The 22,682-nt window shown below is 44.7% G+C and carries 23 protein-coding genes; 7 read left to right on the forward strand and 16 right to left on the reverse strand.

Translation table 11 applies throughout. The features are described 5' to 3' along the window. Positions 1–72: 72 nt before the first annotated feature. The 6 genes from ACHZBG_RS12615 to ACHZBG_RS12640 all read right to left on the reverse strand — a co-directional run bounded on the left by ACHZBG_RS12615 (position 73) and on the right by ACHZBG_RS12640 (position 4,985). Complete coding sequence (locus ACHZBG_RS12615) at positions 73–450, reverse strand: iron dependent repressor, metal binding and dimerization domain protein (protein WP_320129814.1); 378 nt, start codon at positions 448–450, stop codon at positions 73–75. After that, complete coding sequence (locus tag ACHZBG_RS12620; protein ID WP_320129815.1) at positions 443–943, reverse strand: MarR family transcriptional regulator; 501 nt, start codon at positions 941–943, stop codon at positions 443–445. The genes ACHZBG_RS12615 and ACHZBG_RS12620 overlap by 8 nt, the downstream gene beginning before the upstream one ends. A gap of 113 nt (positions 944–1,056) precedes the next feature. After that, positions 1,057–1,764 carry an amino acid racemase gene (locus ACHZBG_RS12625; RefSeq protein WP_320129816.1) on the reverse strand — a complete coding sequence of 236 codons (708 nt, stop codon included), beginning with the start codon at positions 1,762–1,764 and terminating at the stop codon, positions 1,057–1,059. Between the two features lie 43 nt (positions 1,765–1,807). After that, on the reverse strand, positions 1,808–3,382 hold the full coding sequence (locus ACHZBG_RS12630) for an RNB domain-containing ribonuclease (RefSeq protein ID WP_320129817.1): 1,575 nt from the start codon (positions 3,380–3,382) through the stop codon (positions 1,808–1,810). A 95-nt stretch (positions 3,383–3,477) separates the two neighbouring features. Continuing rightward, positions 3,478–4,368: a phosphatase PAP2 family protein gene (locus ACHZBG_RS12635; RefSeq protein ID WP_320129818.1), complete on the reverse strand. Its 891-nt coding sequence runs from the start codon at positions 4,366–4,368 to the stop codon at positions 3,478–3,480. A 119-nt stretch (positions 4,369–4,487) separates the two neighbouring features. Beyond that, complete coding sequence (locus tag ACHZBG_RS12640; RefSeq protein ID WP_320129819.1) at positions 4,488–4,985, reverse strand: N-acetyltransferase; 498 nt, start codon at positions 4,983–4,985, stop codon at positions 4,488–4,490. Between the two features lie 52 nt (positions 4,986–5,037). Here ACHZBG_RS12640 and ACHZBG_RS12645 point away from each other — a divergent pair, with 52 nt between their 5' ends. The 4 genes from ACHZBG_RS12645 to ACHZBG_RS12660 all read left to right on the forward strand — a co-directional run bounded on the left by ACHZBG_RS12645 (position 5,038) and on the right by ACHZBG_RS12660 (position 7,220). Next, the gene (locus ACHZBG_RS12645) at positions 5,038–5,520 is read left to right on the forward strand and encodes a GNAT family N-acetyltransferase (protein ID WP_320129820.1); all 483 of its coding nucleotides are present in this window, start codon (positions 5,038–5,040) and stop codon (positions 5,518–5,520) included. A 57-nt stretch (positions 5,521–5,577) separates the two neighbouring features. Beyond that, on the forward strand, positions 5,578–6,483 hold the full coding sequence (locus ACHZBG_RS12650; RefSeq protein WP_320129821.1) for a YafY family protein: 906 nt from the start codon (positions 5,578–5,580) through the stop codon (positions 6,481–6,483). Positions 6,484–6,566: 83 nt separating this feature from the next. After that, a complete protein-coding gene (locus ACHZBG_RS12655; RefSeq protein ID WP_320129822.1) occupies positions 6,567–6,830 on the forward strand; it encodes a zinc ribbon domain-containing protein in 264 nt (87 codons plus the stop codon). Positions 6,831–6,959: 129 nt separating this feature from the next. Next, positions 6,960–7,220, forward strand: a complete 261-nt coding sequence (locus ACHZBG_RS12660) for a TfoX/Sxy family protein (protein ID WP_320129823.1) — start codon at positions 6,960–6,962, stop codon at positions 7,218–7,220. A 16-nt stretch (positions 7,221–7,236) separates the two neighbouring features. On the opposite strand, the gene ACHZBG_RS12665 is transcribed toward ACHZBG_RS12660, so the two are convergent. Further along, positions 7,237–7,704: a VOC family protein gene (locus ACHZBG_RS12665; protein ID WP_320129824.1), complete on the reverse strand. Its 468-nt coding sequence runs from the start codon at positions 7,702–7,704 to the stop codon at positions 7,237–7,239. Positions 7,705–7,939: 235 nt separating this feature from the next. Here ACHZBG_RS12665 and ACHZBG_RS12670 point away from each other — a divergent pair, with 235 nt between their 5' ends. Further along, entirely contained in the window at positions 7,940–9,253 is a 1,314-nt protein-coding gene (locus tag ACHZBG_RS12670; RefSeq protein WP_320129825.1) for an MFS transporter, read from the forward strand. A gap of 155 nt (positions 9,254–9,408) precedes the next feature. After that, positions 9,409–10,272, forward strand: a complete 864-nt coding sequence (locus ACHZBG_RS12675; protein ID WP_320129826.1) for a helix-turn-helix domain-containing protein — start codon at positions 9,409–9,411, stop codon at positions 10,270–10,272. Here ACHZBG_RS12675 and ACHZBG_RS12680 read toward each other — a convergent pair. The 9 genes from ACHZBG_RS12680 to ACHZBG_RS12720 all read right to left on the reverse strand — a co-directional run bounded on the left by ACHZBG_RS12680 (position 10,244) and on the right by ACHZBG_RS12720 (position 21,362). After that, positions 10,244–10,714 carry a TrmO family methyltransferase gene (locus ACHZBG_RS12680; protein ID WP_320129827.1) on the reverse strand — a complete coding sequence of 157 codons (471 nt, stop codon included), beginning with the start codon at positions 10,712–10,714 and terminating at the stop codon, positions 10,244–10,246. The two genes, ACHZBG_RS12675 and ACHZBG_RS12680, sit on opposite strands and share 29 nt — an antisense overlap. A 228-nt stretch (positions 10,715–10,942) precedes the next feature. Beyond that, a complete protein-coding gene (locus ACHZBG_RS12685; RefSeq protein WP_320129828.1) occupies positions 10,943–11,230 on the reverse strand; it encodes a PG0541 family transporter-associated protein in 288 nt (95 codons plus the stop codon). 12 nt (positions 11,231–11,242) lie between these two features. Then, a complete protein-coding gene (locus ACHZBG_RS12690; RefSeq protein WP_320129829.1) occupies positions 11,243–14,404 on the reverse strand; it encodes an efflux RND transporter permease subunit in 3,162 nt (1,053 codons plus the stop codon). Then, on the reverse strand, positions 14,404–15,327 hold the full coding sequence (locus tag ACHZBG_RS12695; RefSeq protein ID WP_320129830.1) for an efflux RND transporter periplasmic adaptor subunit: 924 nt from the start codon (positions 15,325–15,327) through the stop codon (positions 14,404–14,406). Before ACHZBG_RS12695 ends, ACHZBG_RS12690 begins: the two co-directional genes overlap by 1 nt. Positions 15,328–15,343: 16 nt before the next feature. Next, complete coding sequence (locus ACHZBG_RS12700; RefSeq protein WP_320129831.1) at positions 15,344–16,621, reverse strand: TolC family protein; 1,278 nt, start codon at positions 16,619–16,621, stop codon at positions 15,344–15,346. Then, complete coding sequence (locus tag ACHZBG_RS12705) at positions 16,618–17,718, reverse strand: TetR/AcrR family transcriptional regulator (protein WP_320129832.1); 1,101 nt, start codon at positions 17,716–17,718, stop codon at positions 16,618–16,620. The genes ACHZBG_RS12700 and ACHZBG_RS12705 overlap by 4 nt, the downstream gene beginning before the upstream one ends. A gap of 198 nt (positions 17,719–17,916) precedes the next feature. Next, a complete protein-coding gene (locus ACHZBG_RS12710) occupies positions 17,917–18,570 on the reverse strand; it encodes a class I SAM-dependent methyltransferase (protein ID WP_320129833.1) in 654 nt (217 codons plus the stop codon). A 48-nt stretch (positions 18,571–18,618) separates the two neighbouring features. Next, positions 18,619–20,238, reverse strand: coding sequence for a diguanylate cyclase domain-containing protein (locus tag ACHZBG_RS12715; protein WP_320129834.1), 1,620 nt, complete (start codon positions 20,236–20,238; stop codon positions 18,619–18,621). Positions 20,239–20,336: 98 nt separating this feature from the next. Then, the gene (locus ACHZBG_RS12720; protein ID WP_320129835.1) at positions 20,337–21,362 is read right to left on the reverse strand and encodes an NADPH dehydrogenase; all 1,026 of its coding nucleotides are present in this window, start codon (positions 21,360–21,362) and stop codon (positions 20,337–20,339) included. A 128-nt stretch (positions 21,363–21,490) separates the two neighbouring features. Here ACHZBG_RS12720 and ACHZBG_RS12725 point away from each other — a divergent pair, with 128 nt between their 5' ends. After that, positions 21,491–22,666, forward strand: coding sequence for an alpha/beta fold hydrolase (locus ACHZBG_RS12725; protein WP_320129836.1), 1,176 nt, complete (start codon positions 21,491–21,493; stop codon positions 22,664–22,666). Positions 22,667–22,682 lie beyond the last annotated feature (16 nt).

The raw sequence follows: 22,682 nt of genomic DNA on the forward strand, positions 1-22,682 counted from the left end.
TTGGATACTGATTCAAGAATCCAGAGGGTTCGTTCTTTCAATAAAGCGTGAGCTTCTTTTTTTCAAGAGTACCTAGCATACGGAGAAAAGATTCTTGCCAATGCATTCCAAGGCTTCTTCGCTGATAACCTCACCCAATTTTCTGGCATCCTGCTCTGCCTTATCCGAAGAAACCCCATGCATTTCCAACCAATGCTTACATACTCTGTATCGCTGATAAATACGATTTGCAATGGCACTTCCCTCGGAGGTAAGTTGCAACCAATGATGCTCACCTACTGTAAGCAACTGTTGTTTTTCAAGTAATTTAACGGCCCTGAATACGGAAGCGCGAGTATACCCTGTCCTGTTTGCAATATCGATTGCCTTGACATTACCTTGTTCCTGTCGTACCTGATAGATCAATAAAAGATAGTCAATAAGAGAAGGCGTCAATTCTTGTTCATTCATGATGATGCCCCCGATGTCTTTCCCCTCTCCTTTGAGAATGTCGAATCCGGGGTTCTGAGTCGAGAGCTGCTTCTGCTTCCCAGGATTCAACCAACTTTGCCATCAGGGTTTCCAACTGTTGTTGCTCCTCTTGTGTCAGCGGAGAGAAGAGGTCGTTGGCTTCTTTTGTGACATGCTTGGTCCGTTCAGACAGGAAGAGCCGTCCGGTCTCGGTAATGGCAACACTCAATACCCTTCGATCTGTTTCATCCTTGGTCCGGGAAATGAGCCCCTGAGCCTCAAGCTTGACCAAGGACTCGCTCAAGGAAGCTTCCCGTATGCCCAGATGTCCTGCAAGTAGTTTTTGTTTCATCGCCCCTTGTTCATCAAGAAAGGAGAGAATTTGGAGCTGTCCCTGTCCACCATGATGATGACTCGTACGATACATCATCTGCCGGACAATAAGGTGAAAGGCGCTATGGAAAAGCCTGTAAAGGGAATCTGAAGTATTCAAAATAAAACTCCTAAGGTACCTAACTATTTGCAAGATACCAAGATTCCCAAACCCTGTCAATATACATAGGTACCTAACTAATTATTCCATGGTACTCTTTCTTATACTTCTGATCAGAAACGATTGGGCCTATCGAGAATTTTTGCTACCAACGCCTGGACATGCAGTTGCAGGGTATCCAGATACGGAAGAGAAGATTCCTCTTCATGCAATAGCAGTGGTAGTTCGGTACATCCCAATACAAGAGCCTGTATCCCGTCTTCCTGTCTCATACGCTCGATAATGGCCTGAAAGCCTTCCAGAGTACTTTCCTTGACAATGCCAAACTCCAATTCCTGGGAGATTTTCTCGTTGATCCATACCATTTCAGTAGGTTTGGGTGTCACAATTTCAATTGAGGCTTCCTGGAAGGGCTTTTGAAAAAATGCACCGGTCATCGTGAAAATAGTACCCAACAAGCCAATTTTCGTGAATTTTTGTCTCTGGGCCTCGGCACAGGTCGTCTCTATGATACTAACAAGAGGTATGGGAGAGGCCGCTTGCAATCGGTCAAACACAATATGAGGGGTATTGGCCGACAGGGCAGCAAAATCTGCGCCACCTGATGCCAGATTGGTAATTGCTTCCATAAGATAGCTGGTCAACGCATCATAATCTTCACTCTTGCAGAGTTGCAGAACTTCAAACACATTGACACTTTCAATCGTCAAGGGCGGAAAATAATCTTTCCCAACAGCCTTTTGCACCCCGTTGAGAATGCCTTGATAATACAAAATGGTGGATTCGGGGCCCATGCCCCCGACCAATCCAAGTTTTTTCATCCTCTCTACCTTCCCTCTAGCTCAATTCAATATAGTAAGCTGGTCAGTCCACTTTCTTGAAATCGATGTATCCACGTTCCGCATCAGTATGTACCAACTGAACGCGAAGGGTATCGCCTACATCCAATTTTTCAAAACCGCTCATCAATCGTCCTTCAAGAGGAGGTTCGAGAATACGTACCCAAGTGCCTTTGGATGCTGCACCGGTGACAATGGCAGTGAATTGTTCTCCTATTCTTGAGGCAAGGAAAATTGCTGCCGCGGATTTCACCAGCAGTCGTTCCACTTTGTTTGCCGCGCTCTCGGCTACATTGCAATGTTTGGCAAGGGAACCCAGCTCTTCATTGGTATACGGGGAAGGTTTTCCCTCAATGGCGGCTTTCAGCAGTCTCTGGGTGATCAGATCAGGATAACGGCGATTGGGGGCCGTGGAATGAGTATAGTTCTTGACGGCCAAACCAAAATGTCCTTCATCCTTGGTATCGGGTCCTTGTACCACATATTCGCCGGCACCCATCAGTTTTATGATGCTGAGGGATATATCGGGAAACTGAAGGGGATGTTCCTTTTGTGAGGAAATCAAAAAATTCTCCAAGGCCAAGGAATCAGGTTTCTCGGGAAGCTTGGTTCCATGCTCAGAGGCAATTGTCATGATCCTATCCCATCGTTGGGGTGCTACGACAATTCTTCGAAGCGAAGGATACCCTTTCTTTATGAGATACCGTGAAGTAGTCCCATTTGCGGCTATCATGAAATCCTCGACTATCTCTTTTGCACGGTTACGGCTCTCGGGAACCAGATTCGTCAGATCATCACCGGAAAAAACTGGCTTGGCTTCAATGGTCTCCAAGACTAGGGCACCATGGATATGACGAAGCATTTTCATTTTTTGGGCTATCATATCCTGCAACAACAAGCTTTCTGCCATACCTGGTACCGAAGCAATTTCTTCTGGCATGGGGCCTTTTTTTTCCAACCAAGCAGCAACACTTGAGTAGGCAAGTTTTGCCTTATTACGAACCAACGCCTCATAGACCGAGGAATTGCTGACAGAACCATCCTTGGCAATATCCATTTCAATGATGACAGCCAAACGGTCGTCACCAAAATTGAGCGAGGTGATATCGGTGGATAATTTTTCGGGAAGCATGGAAAAAACCTTGGGAACCGTATAAACAGAAGTAGTATTCTGTTGGGCATGCAAGTCAATGGCCGATTGCTTTTTTACTACGGCATCGACATCCGCTATTGCAACCAAAACCTTTCCCAGCCCATTTTCCAACGGTTTCACCGCAGTGAGTTGATCAAGGTCGCGAGAGTCATCATTATCCAGGGAACACCAGAGCAAATCGCACAAATCTATCAAACCCGGTACTGAAGCTGCCTTTGCAGGCCCCTTGATCGTATCAAGCTCATCAAGAACAGCCTTGGAAAAATCAGGAACCAAACCATAGGTTATCATGGTCCTATGGGCGATATCCTCAAGAAAACTTCTGTCTTTTCTCTTATTTTCTGCCTTCATGCAAAACACCTTTTTATCATCGGAAATGCGAGGACTCCAATGATGGATCACTGACTCGTCGTTCTGGCCATTCAACCAGAAAACCTTACTGATCATCGATACCCAATACTGTCAAGGAACTGCAAGAAAAGGAACCCTATAGAAGAGAAGGTAACCATAGCGTCAAGATTTGTCCATCCACAAGAAAAGAACTACACGCTGAATCTGAAGAATAGGCCATCGGAAAGAATGATCATATGAGAAAGCAAGTTATTTGCAATACTGTCTTTAGCATGGGTTTTGTGCAACCAAGGCACTAAAATCCCCGAAACAGTCCCTATCAAGGCCCCTGCAAGAACATCAGTGGCAAAATGATTTCCGCTGGTAACCCGAAGAATTGCTATTGTTGTGGCCACTCCATACACCCCAAGAGCAACAGGGAGCTTCCAAGCTGAATCCGGATAATAAGAATTGAAGACATAACTGGTAAAAGCGGCACTGGTAAAGGCTGTAGTCGTATGGCCCGAAGGAAGGGAACGCTGGTAATCACCATCAGATAACGCTTCTGTAGGATACCCATCGAAATACATGTACGGACGGGTTCGGGGAAATAGAGTCTTCCCCAGTTCTTTCAAGCCATAGGAAAGAAGAAGAGATTCCAAGTACATGACCCCGACAGTCCCTAAATCAGATTGGGAAGAAAAAGCAAAGGCACCGGGAATGATACAGGAAAACCCTAAAAGGACATCCGAGGCAACATCCAGGGTCTTGTCATACGAATGCATCAATTGCCGGTCAAACCAATTTATATCGGTTGTATCAAGCAAGGGCAAGGTACTGGGTGCAGATGTGGTCCCAAGCAGATATTGCAGACCATAGGCACCCCCGACAAGTACACTCCCGCTCCCAAGCAGGAGACTGTCAGTTTTTGTGTTGAGTTGAAAAACCTTGGCTGAGGAAGAGGAAGCAAGCAAGGATTCCGCACCAAGGGAAAAGGGAGCAGAAAAGCTCAAAAGAAAAAACAATGCAAAGATGGGTAAAACCCGCGATATTGCATGATTACTATACAATCTTGAGCTATATGTCGGAGCGTATTTATGCATCGAACCACCTCATCAGTAGGGTAACAGGAGATTGAAAAACCAACCATAGGCAATTAGCAGTATACGGTACAAATCAAAAAGGAATAACCCTCTTTTTCAAAGAAAGGAGAACGAGAAAGTCAGAAATATTTGACCATCTGCTGGATATCGCAGAAGGTACCATCAGCTTTTACATACCCTCCCTTGACTACACCTAAATCTTCAAAGCCAAGACTATGGTACAGCTTCAAGGCAACCACATTGGTAGTAAGGACTGCATTGAATTGCAATATCCTGAAACCCAAGGACTTGGCCTGGACAAGACAGTCAGTTACCAAAGCCTTTCCGATGCCCTCTCCCCTATGATTTTCCTTGACTGCATAGGAAGCGTTGGCAATATGGGAACATCTGCCAATATTGTTGGGATGAAGGATATACAAGCCAACTATTTCAGAGCCCCTGGTAGCTACCGCAGTATAGCTTTGGGAAGAAAAAAACGTTGAGCTTTCAAGCTCCCTCAACTCGACCTTCTGGGGAAAAGCATCTGCCGTGCGAACTACAGCATTCCAGATCTCAACAAAACTGGGAAGATCCTTTTCTTGGTATTTGCGAACCTTTACTGTTGAATCCATTTCCATTGGTAGCTTCCTTCCTCCCCTGTTTTATAACATAACGCATGTAAAATGCAAAATGAAAGAAAAGAATCCGACAACTTCTTGTACAAGGGCTCTTTTCCCCTGTAAATTCTTTGTCATGCACTATGAAACAACAGACCATCCCAAGCAGACCGAAATCGCAGAGATCTATGAAAACCTGAAAAAGTTCAACCTTGCCCATCTGGAAAACCAGATAGTCAGGGAACTGGCCGTATTCGCCCATGAAGATGGAGAACGTCTCGCTGGGGGACTTTCTGCCGATACCCATGGGAACTGGCTGGAAATCTTATATCTATGGGTAGATGAAAAATATCGGGGGCAGGGACTCGGTACAAACCTATTGGCCAAGGCAGAAGCAGAAGCACTACAGAGAGGTTGCTCCTATGCTTTTCTCAACACCTTCGGCTTCCAGGCCAAGGGCTTCTATGAAAAACAAGGCTACACCGAGGTCTTTGTGCTGGAAGCGTACCCGGAGACAGGGACCAGGCACTATATGAAGAAGACTTTGCAAGCCTGATTCCGGGCAGTCTTGTTTTCATGGTATACTGTAGCTCAAAATTGTAAGGGATAGACCATGAAAACTGACCGGTTATTTCAGATCATCTATATTCTGCTCGAAAGGAAGTCGGTAACGGCCCCGGAACTGGCAACCACTCTGGGTGTCTCTGTCCGTACCATATTTCGCGATATAGAAACACTCTCCTTATCTGGAGTTCCTATATATGCCTCAAGTGGCAAGGGAGGGGGAATCTCTCTCATGCAAGAGTTTACCTTTGACAAAGCGCTCCTGTCCGAGGATGAACAGAACCAAATCCTCTTTTCCCTCCAAAGTCTGCAGGTAGCAGGCCAACAAACAGGCCCCTTGCTTCATAAACTCGGTGCAGTATTCCAGAAACAGAATACAAACTGGATAGAAGTCGATTTCTCTCGGTGGGGATACGGACAGGTCGACACCAAGAAGTTCGAACTCATCAAGACCGCCATCTTGCAGAAATGGGTTCTGGATATACTCTACTGCAATACTTCAGGAATTACCCTCCAACGAAAGATCAAACCCTTTAAGTTGATCTTCAAGGACAAGAATTGGTATCTGCAGGCGTTCTGCTTGCAACAAGAAGATTTCCGGCTTTTCAAGATAAGCCGCATCCAAAACCTACACCTTACGGGTACTCACTTTACAGAGACCTTCACAGACGCCCCTCCCCTTGAATTTGGCACAGTAAAGGATAACTTGGCTATCGCCGTGAAACTGCGCTTTTCCCCCAATCTGGCATATCGTATCTATGATGAATTTGAGTGTGATAGCATCAAGAAAGAAAAAGAAGGAACCTTTTTGGTTACCGCTAAATTTCCCAATGGGATGTGGGTGATCAATTATCTGTTTTCCTACGGTACTGAGTTGGAAATCCTTGAGCCAGAATATCTTCGCCTCGAACTTGCTGAATATGCAAAGAAATTATATATGCATTTCAAAACATGACAAACAGTTGTCAAGTTTCCCCTTGTATCATGAGATTACAAAAGGTCACCAACCTTTTGCACTAATTTCTCAAGGAGAACAAAATGAAAGAACGATTTTGTCAGAGTTGCGGGATGCCCATGGGCCAGACAGATGAATTGTACGGAACCGAAAGTGACAATTCAAAAAGCACTGATTATTGCAAGTATTGCTATGAAAATGGGGCCTTTACCTTTCAGGGTACCAAGGAAGAGATGATCGATATCTGTGTAAAGCCCATGTTGGAAAACAATCCAGGAATGATTGAGGCCGATGCCAAAAAGATGATGGAGGGCTTCTTTCCGATACTGAAACGCTGGAAGGCCTAGGAAGGAAACGCAAAGCTGGCGTGACTCAAAACGCCAGCCTCTTGAAATTCCCTTGCAGTCGATTTCCCAAAAGTATTAGAATTGGAAAGGAAACACCTACGTACAAATATAACAAGAAGGATACAGACAATGAGCGAACTCTCAAAACTACCGAATGTCGGTAAGGTACTTGAAGAAAATCTGCTGGCGGTGGGAATCGAAACTCCCCAACAGCTGGAAGAGCTCGGTGTCCAGGAAGCCTTTCTACGTATACGCCACCAACAAGATCCCGGGGCTTGCCTTCATATGCTCTATGGGCTTCAGGGTGCAGTCCTTGGCATCCCTGACACGTTATTGACCTCAGAGACAAAACAGGAACTGAAAACCTTTTTCAAGAGTCTGAAAAAATAATAGGCTAACACTTCCCTTATGAGTATTTCTGGATTGCCTGTTTGACTGTCTGTTGGTCTAAATAGGTAATCTTGCAAATTTCTTCAATTGAGTATTCTTGTTTTGCAAGGCGTGAAGCTACATGTTCCAGACTTTCTCCTATTTCAATCAGGTTCTTGTCATAGTCATAAAACCGAACGACCTGCTGTTTCCAAGGTTGCTCAACAATACCATGCAGTAATTCCAATCCCAGGTTTTGTATCTTTGAAACGATAGAGGGAAGATCATCATGTTCAAAATACAGTTCAGAACTATTGGATCGTTGAATAATGGGTCTATCTTGTATCAGATTCTGGAAATGTGCTTTCTGGTGAATGGAAAAATCCCCTAGGAACGTAACATTTTCACCATAATCTGACTTCACCTTCTGATCCAGGACCTTCTCATATAACTGTCGCGACTTTTCTATATCCTCGACGACAATCAGTGCTGCCTGATATTTCATGGCCTTCTCCTCTTTTGAATACTCTCTCCATTATAAAAGGTATTTTCTCGGGGTGACAATCCTGCCTTTTGGAGCTATACTACTTTCCATTCAGGAGGCTTCTTTAATGCTCTGTATTGATATCTCTCCATGCAAGGTCTTATCTGGACGAAATTGCATGGAGCTAGTTTAGAACCTATCGTCCAAAAGACTTTGCCTTCCCACAAAAATATATTTGTAAGGAAACAAAGTCACCATGAAACACAATACTATTACAACTCTTGGAGAACTGAAACCCTTTCTGGTTCTCTGGATCACTCAGTCATTTTCTGCACTGGGCAGCTCAATGACCAGCTTTGCCCTGATAATTTGGTTATATGAGAAAAGCGGATCCGCACTTTCAACCGCACTCCTTTCCGTATGTTCCTATGCGCCATATATCTTGCTCAGTATTTTTGCAGGGGCTTTGAGCGACAGATGGAACAAGAAGACCACAATGCTCGTATGCGATACTCTTGCAGCCATTTGTTCAGGCCTATTGCTCTTCTTGCTCAAGACTGAGAGCTTGCAAATCTGGCACCTCTATGCACTCAATATAGTGACAGGAACCATGAATACTGTTCAACAACCGGCATCAGAAGTTGCGGCCAGTCTTCTTGCCCCCAGAAAGCATTACCAAAGAGTAAGCGGCCTGAAATCTTTTTCCAATGCGCTGGTTACTGTACTCACCCCGATGTTTGCAACTGCCTTACTCGCATTCAAGGGAATGGATACTGTTGTCCTATTTGATCTTATGACGTTCTTTACCGCGTTCTTAACCCTTATTTTCTGTATCAAAATACCAAAACAGGCCATTGATGATACAACTGAAAAAGATTCAATAACCGTCTCTGCAAAAAAAGGCATTGCGTATCTCCTGAAAAACAGGGGAATATTGGATCTGATTCTTTTTCTGGCGGCAATCAACTTGACTGCGTCCATCTACAACTCTGCACTTCCTGCCATGATTCTTTCCCGCAATGGGGGAAGCAGGACAAGTCTGGGATTGGTTACGATGGTTACTGGGTTGGCAACCCTTGCAGGAAGCATTCTTGCCTCCTTGGCCCCTAAGCCCAAGAGCAGGGTAAAGACAATCTGGCTCTCCCTTCTATTTTCCATGAGTTCGGAGAATTTCTTCCTGGCCTTTGGAAAAACTGTTCCCTTCTGGTGCTTTGGGGCAATAATGGGATGGGTGGCAATTCCTCTTATGAGCACCAATCTGGATGCGATTATGAGGTTGCATATTCCGGTGGAGATGCAAGGACGGGTCTATGCCACGCGCAATACCCTACAGTTCTTTACCATTCCCGTAGGATACCTACTGGGAGGTTTTCTGGTTGACCGAGTATTTGAGCCCTTTGCAAAAACACAATTGGCCAATCACTTTTTTCTCTTGGCCTTCGGTTCGGGTAAAGGCTCGGGAGCTGCCTTTCTATTTGCCATACTAGGCTTTTTGGGAATTGCAACCTGCCTTGTCTTTGGTAAGGATCCACACATCTGGGATCTTGAAAAAGAGACCATTGCGGAATAAACAACATCCTTTAAGAGGATATTACAAAGATAAACATCGTGCAATGGCACATATTAGGCCATTGTTCGATGTTCATATACCTTGCAAGACCCAATCGAATTTCACAGTTCCTGATTCGATACCGAACTTGTCCAAGTTCATGCTAGAATAGATACATGAATGGATTCGAAAACATTATTCAGGCTGTTGAAATCTATGAACGATCACTCATCGATCATAAAAAGATACCCTCGGTCTCGGCCCTTGCCCAAAGAACCGGGTATAGTCCCTATCACTTTACCAGGCTATTTTCCTCGGTGGTTGGCATTGGTCCAAAGGAATATATGCAAGGCAGGTTACTGACCCATATGCTCGATGAACTCAGGGCAACTTCAAAGACGCTTGCCCTGTTATCCGAACAATATGGGTATGTAGACTATGCATCTTTTTCCAGGGCTTTCAAAAATCGTTTTGGATATTCTCCCCGTGAAGCCAGAGATCAACAACTATCCATTTTTCAAGGCAGAGTGGAGATTTTCAAACCTGATTCGAGAAAAGAAATCATTCCTTGCTTGCCCCAACCACAAATTATGTCATTGCAACCATTTGTCTTGAGTGGAATCGCCTTCTTCATAGGAAATGAGACAAAATCGTTCCACTCCCAATGGAATACCTTCATGCAGGCTGAAGATCAAATAGAAGGAGTCAAGGAACCAAGGAAGTTTCATCAGTACTCATCCTGGCTTGAGGAGGGAGAACTCCCAGGCCTTTCCGTCCTCTGCGCCCTTGAAGTAGTAGAAAACACCATCCAAAAAAATGTTTTCACGACAAGAATCGTCGAGGGTGGGGATTATCTTCAGTTTCTTCACGAAGGAGATATTTCGCAAATATCCCAAACCTACCGATATATCTACGGTACCTGGTTTGCTTCCCAGGAAATACAACCAAGAGGTTGCTGGGAATTCCAAAGGTATTCCCAGGACGGGAATACCGTGGAAATCTTTATACCGGTCAAAACAGGAATTCTGCTTCCCAATTGAAGGAACCACTTTCTTCCCGACAAGTCGGCCAATGGGAGCACCATAGAGGCACCGTTGCATCGCGAATTCGATCTTCACTCGGATGATAGGGTTTAAGATCGAGGACAGGGGTCCCTTCCAGGGTATCCAGCCAATCAACTTTGACAATACCCTTTGCATGATCGATTTGCAGTATCCGGGCACTACTGCAACAAATATTGTTCGGACGGAACGGGCTTCGTGTCGCGAACACACCAAGATGATCGGGACCATTCTTATACGGTTTATCCAACACTATTGCAGAAGAGCCCATTCCTTCCAGTTGATCTGCATACCAGAGAACAACCACATGGCTGAAACCTTCAAGAGCTTCCAGACCAGCTGCATATTGTTGGTCTAGACAGATTCGATGTCCATGATCATCCATTGAGGTCATGCCAATTTTCTTGATCGTTATTTCCATATCGTACTCCTTGCCTCTGACTATAAGGAAACCATCTTGATCAGGCATTGGCAAAACGTGCTGTCCCCTTGGCAAAATTTGCCTTTTGAACAAGATCAACAGTCAAGGACAAGGAACTTTTTTAAAAACTCAAATGGGAATACGTATAGCAAAGGACAATGCAAATACCTGCATTGCCCTTTTGCAATATATTTTCGAGAAATGTTCCTTTCGCTCTGTAAGCAATCCTTACAAAGCTTCCACCGTGGAAACAAAACAAGCTATTCCCTCGGTTGGATAGATCTCCCTCAGATGATTTACGATGCGCTTGATAGCCTCCATCTCCTCATCCTCCACGACGATCATGTAGTGGTTGTTCAATTGTGGCCAGATTTCATCTCCCAATTTAGGAACACTATAGCCAGAACCCAGGACTCCCACGGACTTGGTATAATGTTGGGCTACCTTCAGGACCTTGCAGTCATGCAAGAAATCCTCATCTATTGCCTGACTGACGATAATCTCAAGTTTTTTCATTTTCTCTCCTTTCTAGAGCTGTTGCGATTCAGACAATCGGGCAACTTCTTTTTCCATCTTCTTATGCATCCGTTTCTCACTTCCCCTATTGAATATGTAGTAGAGAGCAGGCATGAGGAAGAGTGTCATCAAGGTACCGAACCCTAGGCCACCAAGGACCGTCTGTCCGATAGGTTGCACCATCTCCGAACCTTCACCAGGGAAAAAGGCCATGGGAACCAAAGCCAGAATAGTGGTCAGGGTAGTCATCAGAATTGGCCTGAGCCTGCTCTTTGCCGCCTGCACACATGATTCTTCCAGGGAAAGTCCCCGCTTCTGCAGCAAGTCCGTATAACTTACCAAGACAATTCCATTATTGACGATGATACCAACCAAGATCAACAAACCTACGGCGGTGATCAGACTGAAGGTCTGACCGGTAATCATATAAATCGCAACAATACCTATTACTGACAAAGGTATGGAGAAGATAATGATGAACGGCTTGAGAAAGGATTCAAACTGGCTCGCCATGACGGCAAAGACCAAGAGGATTGCAATGATGATGATTTCTGCGAAGGTTCGCAAACCATCCATCAATTGCTGATAGTCACCACCGTAGCTGATTATCAAATCCTTATCTGCCGGAATATTTGCATTGATCAAATTCTCCACTTCTTTCTGGACCTTATCCACCGTCTGCCCGTCCTGGAGTTTCGCAGTAACATGCACGATACGACTCTGGTCCTCCCGGTCTATGGAAACCGGAGACTTGCTGCGTTCATAGTGGGCAAAATTGGAAAGAGAAATCTGCAGGCCACTTGCATTGGTTACCGTTATTCCATCCAGATCCGTTATATTGCTCTTATCCTCGGCTCTCAGGCCGATGACCATATCAACTTCATTCCCGTTTTCATGATATCGGGAAATGGTGGTACCCTTTATTGCAGATTGCAACTCACTATTGACAGAGGCAATATTAAGGCCTAAAGCGGCCATACGGCTTCGGTCATATACGATAGTAAGCTGTGGCAGGCCATCATTGAGAGAACTCTCGACATCCTTGACCATCGAACTTGCCTTATCGTTCAGCAAATTCTTGATCTGGGAAGCGGTTTCCCTGCAGAGTTCAAGGTCATTGCTCTTGATCGCAATATCAAGTCCCCCGCCACCAAGGCTACTGGTAAAGGAACTGCTCTGGATGGTAAATTTTGCCTCAGGGAAAAGAGGGAACAACTGTTCCAGTTTCTTACGCGCCGACGCATCATCATCCCAACCAGACTGACGTTCCTTGCTGCTATATAGCGTATAGCTTACCGTTGCAAGGTTACTGCCACCGGTACTCATCATTGAAGTTGTACCACCGCTTGAGCTTACACTCGTCTTTACGCCTTCCAAACTTTGAAGGGCAAGATCATTGAATTGTATCAGTACATTGTCAGAAACATCCAAGGCAGTACCCTGAGGTAGCTCAATGTCCACTGAGACACTATTCTGTTCATTCTCCGGCATGTAAATGAAACCAATACGACTGATTTGCAAAAGGGAGATCACCAACAGTGCAATAATGACAAACAAAGTCAGAATCTTGTGATGCAGGACAAAACGAACCATCTTGGCATAACCATTGTCGAAAGCATCAAAAATCTTGGACATCACTTTCTGGAAGCCTTGAGAATTTCGCTTCTTGATATTGCCCAGCTTAAGGTACTTGGAAGCAAGAACAGGGACCAAGGTAACTGCAACAAAAAGTGAACACAACAAGGATATGACTACGGTAAAAGCCAGGCTATTGAAAACCTGTCCGGCTATCCCCAGCTGTTTCTTGTACATGATCATGGGAAGAAATACACAAATGGTGGTCAATGTACTGCTGGTAATGGCCGTGATCATTTCCTGGGAACCCAGGATGGCTGCAACAGTCGCCTTGGTTCCGCTTTCACGGTAACTATAGATATTCTCCAGGATAACAATGGAGTTATCCACAAGCATACCAATACCCAAAGCCAATCCAGCAAGGGTCATCAGGTTCAAGGAGAATCCAGTGAAATACATTACCCCGAGGGTAATTGCCAGTGAAATTGGAATGGACAATCCAACAATCAGGGTACTCTTGAAACTTCGCAGGAAGAACAAGAGAACCAAGACAGCCAGCAAAGCTCCTTGCAAGGCGCTGTTTACTACCTGATCGACAGCCTGTTCAACCGCATCACTGGTATTATAGGCCTCTGAAAGAGTTGCCTGCGCCGGAAGGATATCCTGAATCACCTTGATCTGCTTCCGTACCAATTTTGCGGTGGTAACCGTATTTTTCCCCGTCTGTTTCTGAATCGAGATTGTTACACAAGGTTTTCCGTCGAAATAGGCATAACTGTCAACGTCCTTGTAACTATCCTCGACCTCTGCGATATCACCCAAAAAAATACGCTTGACATCACTATCACCACCGACTTTGTAGGAGATGACTGTGTTACGAATATCGTCGAGAGAGGAATATTCCCCACTGGCCGCGATAGACCAGTCAAGACCATTCTCATCAATCTTACCTACGGAAGTTTGCGAATTCTGAATGGCAACCATCTGGCTTATCTGTGTAATAGTCAGGTTGTAAGCCTTCAATTTATCTTTTTGGATTTCAATTCTGATGGCTCGTTCCCGTCCTCCTGCAAGAGAGGTGGAAGCTACACCATCAATCTGTTCCAACCGAGGTTGCACCGACTCATCAGCCATTTTTCGTAGTTGCTCAGGTGAGAGGGTATCACTGGTCAAGGCCAAGGTCATGATAGGCATCATGTTAGGATCAAGTTTGAGAATTATCGGAGATTCGGCATCACTGGGGAGATAATTCCGTACCAGATCAATTCGGTCTCGTATGATATTGGTCGCTTCATCCAAGTTTGTCCCGATGTCGAATTCCAATATGATAATGCTGGACCCTTGGGACGAAGTGCTAGTAAGCTTCTTGAGACCTGAAACACCGGAAAGGGCATTTTCCAAGGTACGGGTAAGCTTATCCTCAACTTCAGAGGGAGAAGCGTTTGTATAGGTGGTCTGAACCAGAATATAGGGAATATCCATATTAGGAAACAGATCGATAGGTAACTTCTGTACGGAATAGATGCCCAAGGCGGTCATGAGTATAAAAATAATCAAGATCGTCGTAGGATGTTTTACTGCACTTTTTGATGGGGACATCAGTTAGAACCTCCCAAGGAGGAAGCTATGACTACCTGAGTTCCGTCACTAAGAAGATTTTGTCCCTTGGCAACGATTTTGGCGCCTTTCTTCAGGCCACTGGTAATTTCAAGCATTCCTTCACTTTCGATACCGGTGGTCACGACAACCTTGCGAGCCGTTGTATCATCGATGACAAATACATAGGATTCTTTAGTGTTGGTAAGGACTGTTGCATCAGGAACGACGAGACAATCGCTCTTCTCTTCAGTAATGACCTTCACTTTTGCGTACATACCAGCGATGATCCTGCTGTCAGGCTGATCCAAAGTACAGTAAATAGTCCTGGTTCGACTTGCCTTGTCCAATATCGGACTCAATCTGGTAATGGAAGCAGGAAAGGTCAAGTCTGGATAGGCATCAAAGGTAATCAGGGCTTTTTGTCCCAGGTTCACCAAGGAGAGATATCGTTCAACCACAGAAAAACGGATTTCCAGTTTGTCTGTCGAAATTACCTTGCCAAAGGACATACTCGGGCTTGCCATTCCACCCAATTGGGCATTTAGCGAGAGGATCGTTCCGTCCATCGGAGCTTTCACCGCACTTGTATTATAGTTCAAACCGGGTTTTGATTGATCAATCTCTCCAATTACTTGATCCTTTTGTACGGTGTCTCCTTCGCTGACCAAAAGCTTGACAACCTTTCCCGTAGTCTCAGGAAGAATATCCATGGAATAGACCGGATAGACATCCCCTCCGAAATTTTGGTAGGCAACCAACGAACCAGTATCTACTGTATAACTTTGTACGGCAGTGGCTTTCACAGTTTCCATTTCTGGTTTAGCTTCCACAGGGACTGTATCCGTAGGACTCTTGAATTTCGAACAACCACTGAGTACGAGTAAGATAAGCAGGCAGATCACTGCCAGAACTTGTTTTTTCATGTTTGATTCCTTTTCTCTAGAATGAAGTTTGTGTTGCATATTCCAAATCCAACAAAGCTGTCAGGTAATTGTACTCTTCATTGAGTTTCCCGAGTTTTGCCTGGTTCAGTTGATTTTCACTATCGCGTACATCCAGAAGTTCCTTGGATCCCGCCTCGTAAGCCTGCACGGTCAAGTCGTATGACTTTTGGGCCAAGGAAATTGCGCGCTCACTATTGTCGATAGCCTCTTTTGCTTGTCCAAGAGTCGTGATATTCTTCTTGATTTCCAAACGGGCATTTTCTTGCAGTAAGGAGAGGCTAATCTGCAATTTCTGGATATTCTCCTCAAGGATTTGTGCATTCTGTCTTCCCGTAGACCAGGGAAGCAGATTGGTAAGATTCCAGGCAATGGTCATGCTGGAGGAACCGCCATCAGACCAATTGGAACCATTGAACCAATTCTGGGTAACATCGCTATGAATCGGTTGGTAATTCATATTGATGGACACCGAGGGAATCCAGATTTGCATATCGAGAGCTTCCATTTGCACTTCCAGGATATCTTTCTGCTTGAGCAACCCGGTAATATCATACCGTGCCCCGATCCTTGCAAGGCATTGTTGCAAATCAATACTCTTGAACTCGGGTTCAATCTCACCTACCAGGTGCAAATCCTTTTCTCCCTCAAGGTGCAAGAGAAAGGCAAAATTGGCAAGTTGTTGCTCCACCGTCTGTTTACTCTTGAGTGTGGTCGCCTTAAGATTTTCGTATCCGACCTGAGCCTGCAAAACTGAGAGCTCTGTGGTATAGCCCTGTTCATACAAGGCCTGAGCTTGGTCCATCCGGGTCTTCGTATTTGCCAAGGTCTCTTCTTGCAAGGCCAAGGATTTCTGTTGAAGCAGGATTGCATAGAAAAGTTTCTTCACATCCCTGATTGTTTCGGCCTTGGACTGTTCATAGGTAATCTGACCGGCAAGATATTTCTGATTGGCAAGTTCAATATTGCTGATCAGGGCAGGATTGAAGTTAAAGGAAAACGACAGATTGCCGGCAAAGGCTGTTGTTACAGGCAACGCAGTCATGGATTCATGACTCCTTTGTACGGTTCCCGAGGCCTGGACAGTAGGCAGGAAACCATTCCAGCTTACATCACTGGCATTCTTTGCCATCTGCAGGTCAAGGGCGGCACTTCTCAGGCTCTGATTATTGGACAATGTCATTTCGACAGCTTGATCAACAGTCAAATCGAGGGAAAAGGCTGATCCCAGACACATGCATAAAATTAGTGTCAGGGTTATAGAGAACTTTTTCATATTTCCTCCGTGGTACATCCGCTTGAAAAAAAGCGGAACAAATTCTTGCTGTATTTCATCCAATCAGAAGGATTGGTTGATTTGCTGAACACATTGATTTGCGGAGCAATTGCCAAAAAACGACTCAGGTGCCCTGCCCGTTCCCTTATCGAGGAAAACTCATCATTCCATGTGCGAAGATGAATGAATTCATCCGGTATTTCGTCGTTCCTTAAACTGGAAAGTGTATTGAATTGAATCCCCAACTGTGGACGCTGGGCTAAATAGGAACCCGAGGTACAAAACAGAATTTGCAAAGCTTCCGATACATTCCTTGCCTGGGAAACCTTGTTATCGAGGATTCTCAAGAATTGCTGCTGTTCTTTCTTGGCAGTCTCGCGAACAAGAGCCTCTTTGGTAGGGAAACTGTAGTACAAGGAGCTGCTTGCCAAATGAAGTTCCGTAGCAATTCTCTGTATGGTCAATCCAGTCAGTTCATATTTGCTGGCTACCTTGTTCATGGCAATGAGAAAACGATCTTCAACGATCTCCTCTGGAGCAACAAACCCTTTTTGCCAGATTTGATCATCAATCGCCGGTGAAATTCCCAAGCCATGGGAATACCAGTCAAGAATGGTATGGACAATGGGCTTGATAGTCTCTTTTTGCAATCCATAGTAGGTAAGGCCAGGTAAGGCAAAAAAGAAATATACCGAAGAACGATACAACAAACAGATATTTGAATTATTCCCGGAAGGGTCACTAAACAAACGCTGCAAAAAAGAAGCCAGATTTATTTGTCTTGCGATTATCAGATGAGACAAAAAAGATAAATGCATTTTAAGCGGTAGCAAGGCTTCCGTAAAGGTTTCCATCAGATACGCAGGATCATTCTCTCGATTGGGATCCAAGGTATCAAACAGGACATAGGCATCGGCAAGGAAGGTCTCATCGACATTTTTCAGCAACTCGTCCTTGCTGGAAAAATGCCGATAGATGGCAGGCTTGGAAATACCTACCTGACTTGCAATCTTCTCCAAGGTAATCGGTTCCAAAGGATTGGTTGCCAATAAATATATTGTGGCATCGATGATTCTGGCTTTTGTATCTCTTTTCATTATGTTACCGTATATTCGGTAATATACAAGAATTGAAAAAGGAGCACAACCAGACAACAAAAACACTGTATCTATATCAAAATCATGTATTTCTCAATGCCAGAACATCATTCTTCATAAAATTCTGAATATTCAATATCCAACCAACACATATCTTTCATTATTTCTTTAATCAGGATAAGCAATTGCCAAGGAAAGTCATGAACGTTTTTTACAACGGCAATAGATCCTTTGATTATCAATTTCCTGGGAATACGCTTTTCTTTGTGATACATCCAGAATCTGGAATCCTGCATCTTCCAAGACATCTTGCAAGGTTTCCTTCGAGTATTCCGTAAAATAGGGATGCACGTCATACCCCAATACGGAAGACTGATATCCTTCAAAAACCCCTTTTTTGACAACCACCACCAACTGCCCTTCCTTTTTCAATTTGTCATGAAACACCGAAAGTATGTCTCCAACTGCATTTCTTGGGGTATAGATGATGGAATAAAACGATACAATTCCATCCAGGGTCTCGAAAGGCTGTTGCCAATCGAGAAAGTCAGTGCATTGAAATTGCATACCGGGGTTGTATGTTCGTGCAAGCTCTATGCACCGGGGAGAGATATCGATGCCAAAAGTGTTGATTCCCTTGTCGAAGATATATCTACCGACATGCCCCGAGGGACCACAACCAGCATCACAGACAAGGGCGTTTTCAGGAAGCAGGGAACAGAAATTGTCCAGATACGTTCTATCGTAGGGCTTTTCTTTCATCTCATCCTTGAACAAGACATGATACTTTTCTGCTATGACATCAAATGCATCTCTGGCTTTCTGATGAATTACCTTGGTGGCATCTTCCATATCTTCTCCTGAGTCAAGTTTTTTGTTGTTATACCCCACTGAGAAAAGCTATCTATCTGCCTCATCCTTGACTGAGGCAAGCAAAGCAAGGGACGCCTTCATTTGCTGTTTATTGCGGTACATCAAGGCATCGGCCTCGGCAATCAGCGTATCCGCTGTTTTCGAACCATCGGCAGGGATCTCGATACATCCGAAGCTGAAGGTCCAAGGAACGGGACAACCAACTTCCTTTCCCTTGGACTTCAGTAATTCGTTTGCTTCTTCAAACTTGGGAGTTATGGCTTCCTTGGTACAAGTAGGTGCCAATACCAAAAATTCATCGCCGCCCAGACGAATTATCGTATCTGTACTACGAAGGGTGTTTTTCAACATTTCCACAAGGGATACAATAAAAAGGTCGCCTTGGTCATGTCCGTATCGATCATTCACCAATTTCAGGCTATTCAAATCCAAAAAACATAAGATGGAAATTTGGTTGTTCCTTGCTGTAAGCTTGACCAAATTGGTCAGTAAGGAAAAACCTGCATTCCGATTATACGTACCGGTAAGAAAATCATAGGTAGCTTCCCGGACAAGCTGTTCCTGCATTGATTCATTTGCCATCCTGATCTTTGCATACATCACAGAAAGAATGACCAGGACCAAAAATCCTATAAGGGCATTGACCAGAAAAACTTCCCTGAGATAATTTATTTGGGCTAGCCATTGCTCTTTACTGATATCCTTGATCAGAAACCATTGTTGTCCCGATTGTTCCGAGAGAACAGTTTCTTCAGTAGTGCCACCCCTCAATTGAGCAATACGACTCATGGCTGAATCGGTTGGTTCAAGGGTCGTAAAGAACTGGAAACTACTTTTTTTGGAAAAATTCCCTGCAGAAGCTTCTTGCATCCGTGCCCATAACTTTGGATCAAGCGTTGAAAGATTGGCTGAAGCATGTTCAGGAAGCTGGAAGCCCCAGGGCATTCGGGAATCGGATCCATAGAGGTAATACCCCTGTCCATTCACCAACGACAAGTTTTCTTGCCCGGAGTTTTCCGCCTCATGTAATTTATTGAGTATACGTTGCCCAAGATAGTTGATGACTACAAACCCTACAGGGACATCACAGGTCCCGTCATAGATTCCCATGACATACCTGATCATAGGCTTGAAAGGAATCGTGATAGCAGCTCCCTCGACATTCAGGTCAAAGGGAGAGATATACACTTGTCCTGGCTTCAAGTCCTGTGCATTAAGAAAGTAATATCGATCCGATTTATCCTGCAATTCTTCTTTGGCGATGCTCTTCGGAGTTCCATCATTGTAATCAAATCTCACCCATTCCATGCCTTTTGCATCCAGGATACGTATCTGATCATAATAGTCCCTTGCCCGGATCATCGCAAAGATTGCAGAATTGACAATCCTCGTTGCCTCCGAATCGTTGGAAAAAAGCAAGGAAGTCTCTTTCATATTGGAAATCAGGAAAAGATCTTCAATCGCATTATTCTGTTCTTCAAGCACCTCTTTGCGCAACATTTCAAGCAAGACAGTCTCCTCTTGCACGAAGGCGACCTGCTTCTCATGGCTGATAAGCAAATATACTCCGCCCAAAAGAGGGAAAAAAATTAGGCAGGAAATCAAGATATACCAAAGGGCACGCTTTACTTGTGATCTTTTATCCATAACCAATGGTACGCCATCTCACCCCTGGCTTCAATAAAAACCTATCGAGGACCGCATCATTACTAACGATACACGATAGGAGGTAGGAAATAAATCAATTAACGAAGAGGAAATCCCCCTTGAAGGTATGCAGGTTGCTGCAAGAGAAACTCCTTTTGGCGCGGCAAGGCAGCCTCGAGCAACCAGTTCGGATTGCGAAGCAAGCCTCGCCCCACTGCAACCAGATCGGCCGATCCACTTTGCAACACATATTCGGCCAAATCAGGAGAAGAAAGCATACCCACCGCGATTGTCGGCAACATCAGGGCCTCCTTGAGATCTTTGGCAAAGGAAACCTGATACCCAGGATAAGCTTGGGGAACAATGGGGACCACACCACCAGAGGATACGTGAACGGCATCAATCTTTGTACGAACCTTCTCAAGCACCTTGATCAAATAGTTGACATCATACCCTTTAAGACTATAGTCGGTTGCACTGACTCGCACCCAAATTGCCTTGTCCTTTGGCCATACTTGATGAACAGCATCCAAGACCAAGGAGAGAAAAAGTGAAGGATCGCGGAACCGATCGGTACGGATATTCGTCTCCGGACTGATAAATTGATTGATGAGATATCCATGGGCAGCATGGATTTCAAGAGCATCAATTCCTGCTTCATTCGCTCGTCGTGCACTCTCTTTAAAATCATCAAGGACCCGTTCAATGTCAGTTTCATTCATTTCCCGGGGGGTGCGATAGGTATCGTCATAGGCAAGGGAAGAAGGAGCCAATATCTCTGCAATACCATCAGTTGCCATGCATTTCCGTCCAGCATGTGCCAATTGGAGAGCAACCTTCGCACCTGCCTCATGAATTCCTTCAACAAGTTGAGAAAACCCCGGTATCTGCTCATCGTTCCAAAGGCCAAGATCATTGTCGGAGATACGTCCCTCCGGTGATACGGCGGTTGCCTCTATGATAATAAGAGCCGCGCCACCTATGGCGGGAGCCACATAATGGGCTTGATGGAAGTGTGTTACCTTTCCATCGTGCGCCGGTACCATATAGGTACACATCGGGGGCATGACAAATCTATTTCTCAAGGAAAGATTCTTGATGGAACAGGATTCGAATAATTTCATGGCAATTCTCCTGAACCTAAATATACTGAGGGAATTGTCATTCGACTATCAGGTAAAACAATCAGATTGTAAACTACTTTTCCTCAATCCATCTTCACCAGAATTACATAAAGTCTTATACTCAAGCCATGTCCAAGAAATACCTATACCTACCTTTGCTTACCCTGCTGCTTTTTGCAGTTTCGTGTACTTCGACTCCTCTTTCCCACCCTGAGGATTTCTCCCAGGCAGAAGCCTCTGATCAAATCCTTACCATAACGGGCTTTGACGGCGTACAATTTGACGGAAGACTCAGACTGCCTTCTGGACCTGTGGAAACCTTGGTAATCTATGTAAATGGATCAGGTCCCAATACCTATGACAACCACCGGAAGATGGGAAAGTCACTGGAATTCTCCTATTTTGACCTATTTGCCCAACAATGCAATCAAAGGAATCTTGGATTCTTCAGTTACGATACCAGAGGAGTTACCCTTGGGCAGACCCCCCCTCTCTATCAAACAATCGATAAGGAACAATACAAAACCTACCTGCCATCGAATGAAATAAAAGACATAGAATCCATCATTGAAACCTTGCATACCGTACCCCGACTCAGCAAGACACGAATAATTCTCTTGGGTTGGAGCTCAGGCACCGCGATTGCCCCTCGGGTAGCACTCGAGAAACCCTCTTTTGTAGATGCCTTGGTTTTGGCCGGATATATGAATACCACCATGGAAGAGACTTTGGCCTGGCAACAAAGCGGAGAGGCGAGTATGATCTTCTACAGACAATATTTTGATGACAACAAGGATCTTTCGATTTCTCCGGAGGAGCTGAACAAGGATCAATACGGAATACTACCTGCCCTGGGAATGAATAAAGAGACTGCCTTTGCCCAACTGGATGCCAATGCGGATGGAGTGATCGATGTAGAAGATTTCAAGCTCATGCTTGCCCCTGGGTTTGCGCAACTGAAGAAAGCCATCAAAGAAGGTGACGACCAATGGTTGCAAGCCAACTACGGAGTTTTCCTTACCTCAGGATGGTTCAAGGATTATGCAATGAATATGCCTGCCAACAGTGAAATCCTTTCCAAGCTTACACTTCCCATTCATATTTTTCATGGAACCCTGGATAGGAATGTACCCGTTCAAGGAGTAAGGGACATTGAAAAGACTTTTAACCAAATGGGTAAAAAGAATCTGACCATTCACATCTTTGCAGGACATGACCATGATTTGAATTACCTGCTCTATCCACAAACAGGGAAAATACCCGAGGGACTTGAGCAATTATTCGATACCCTCGCTACCTTGTAGGAAGGATATCTTTCCT

Origin of the sequence: uncultured Sphaerochaeta sp., assembly GCF_963676625.2 — a bacterium.
GTDB lineage: Bacteria > Spirochaetota > Spirochaetia > Sphaerochaetales > Sphaerochaetaceae > Sphaerochaeta.